A 1,908-nucleotide genomic window follows, 5' to 3' on the forward strand; every position below is an offset into this window, starting at 1 on the left:
GGCTACCCCTGCCCCGGTTGCGGCGCCCCGGCCGACCTCGTCGCCGGATGCCGCGGCTGCGGCCGTCCGCCCTACCCGCCCGCCGCCGAGGTGATCCGGCTGGACCGGGAGATCACCGAGCTGGCGCCGCGCGTCGAGGCGGCCCGGCTCGCGTACCACGATCTGTCCGGCCGCCTGTCCACGGCCCGGCAGCGGCGGTCGGCGCTGGCCGCCCGGATCCGTCAGGAGATCCCCGTGCCGGGCGCCGCCGGTCCCGCGCCGCTCCCGGCGCCGCCGCCGCGTCAAATCCCGCAGGCCCCCGCCCCGGTACGCCCCGGCGGCGCGGAAACCTCCACCCGGGCGGTGCAGGGGCTGCTGTTCGTCCTGGGTGGACTGCTGCTCGGCACCGCCGCCGTGGTGTTCACCGCTGTCGCCTGGGCCACGTTCGGGGTGACCGGCCGGGCTGGTGCTGGGCTGGACCGGGCACGGCGTGGCGCTGGTCCTGGCGGCCGGCTGCGCGCTGGTGCCGCTGGCGGTCGGCCACGCGGCGGGCACGCCGCTGCTGGCCGGTGGCCCGCTGCTGCTGGTGGTGCTGGCAGCGGTCGCGGGCGCGGTCGCGGCCGGCGGCCGGTTCTGGCGCGCGACCACCACCGGACTGCTGGCGCCGGTGCTCGCGGGCGCGTTTATCCGGCCGGTCGCCGAGCTGCGTTCCGGGCTGCTGCTGATCGCCGCCGGCCTCGTGGTGGCGGCGCTCGCCGGTGCGGACCGGTCCGCTCGTGGGCGTGCTCGCGGTGGCCGCCGCGCAGGGCCAGGTCACGGTCGTGCTCACCGGCGTGGTCGGCGCGGCGACCGCGAGCGCCTCGTTCCCGGCCTGGCAGGGCGGGCGGGACGTGCCGGTCCCGTCCTGGGGCTGGCAGCTCCCGGCGGCCCTGCTGCTGACCGCCGGCGCGGTCGCGCTGCTGACGCCCCGGGCGGGCCGGCCGCTGGTCGGTGTGATCGCCGCCGGGCTGGTCGCGCTCGCCGCGCCGGCCGTGACGGCCGTGCCGTGGCCGCTGGTGCTGGTGGTGGACCTCGTGGCGGCCGCCGCGCTGCTGCTGGCGGCGGTGGCCCGGCCGCGCCCGGGCCGGGTGGCGGTCCCGGTCGCCGCGTCGGCCGCCGCGGTGCTGCTCGGGCACGCGCTGCTGGTCGGCGTCGCCGCGCCCGGCGGGGCGGTGGCGGTGCTCGCCGTGACGGCGCTGCTCGGCGTGACGGTGGCCGGGCTGGGCCGGCGCGGGCTGGGCGCGCAGCCGGTCGTCGGCGGCGTCGCGCTCGCGGTGGCGCTGGTCGCCGTACCGGCGGCGGTGGCCGTCGCGCTGTTCGGCCTCGGCGCGCCGCCGTGGTGGCAACTGCGGGGTGCTGCCGCCGCCGTCGTGGTGCCGGTGGTCGTCGCCCTCGCCGTCCGTCGCCTGTGGACCGACCTGAGCGGGTACGCCTCGACCGGGCTCGCCGTGGCGCTCGCCGGGACCGGCCTGGTGCCGCTCGTCGCGCCGGGCGGGGAACCGGTGGCGCTCTACGCGGCGGCGGGGGTCCTGCTGGCGCTCGCCGCCGGGGGTGGCTCCCGGCCGGTGGCCGCCCCGCGCGCGGTGGGCGCCGCGCTGGCCGTGGTGGCGTTGCTGGCCACGGCGCGGACCGTGCTGCTGGTGCTCGCGGGCCTGCCGGTGCGGCCCGGGTCCGGGGTGCCCGCCGCCGCGGCGGCTTCCGCCGGGACCGCCCGCGCCGGGCTGGTGCTGCTGCTCCTGGGCGTCGCCGCCGGGGCGTACGCCGCGACGGGTCGCCGCGTCGCGTGGTGGGTCGCCGGGGCGCCGTTCGGCGCGGTGGCGCTGCCGGTGCTGGCCGAGGCGGCCGGCGCGCCCTGGCCGGTGGTGCCGGCGACGGCGTTCGGGGTCGGGC

2 pseudogenes are annotated in these 1,908 nt (G+C 81.4%); one reads left to right on the forward strand and one right to left on the reverse strand.

The annotated features are described in order from the left end of the window. Window positions 1-630 (reverse strand): annotated as a pseudogene (locus tag KBX39_RS33675) (hypothetical protein); the annotation flags it as partial. A 107-nt stretch (window positions 631-737) separates the two neighbouring features. Here KBX39_RS33675 and KBX39_RS33680 point away from each other — a divergent pair. Continuing rightward, window positions 738-1,908: pseudogene (locus tag KBX39_RS33680) on the forward strand (hypothetical protein); the annotation flags it as partial.

The sequence above is a fragment of the Micromonospora sp. D75 genome, from assembly GCF_018070405.1.
GTDB lineage: Bacteria > Actinomycetota > Actinomycetes > Mycobacteriales > Micromonosporaceae > Micromonospora > Micromonospora chalcea.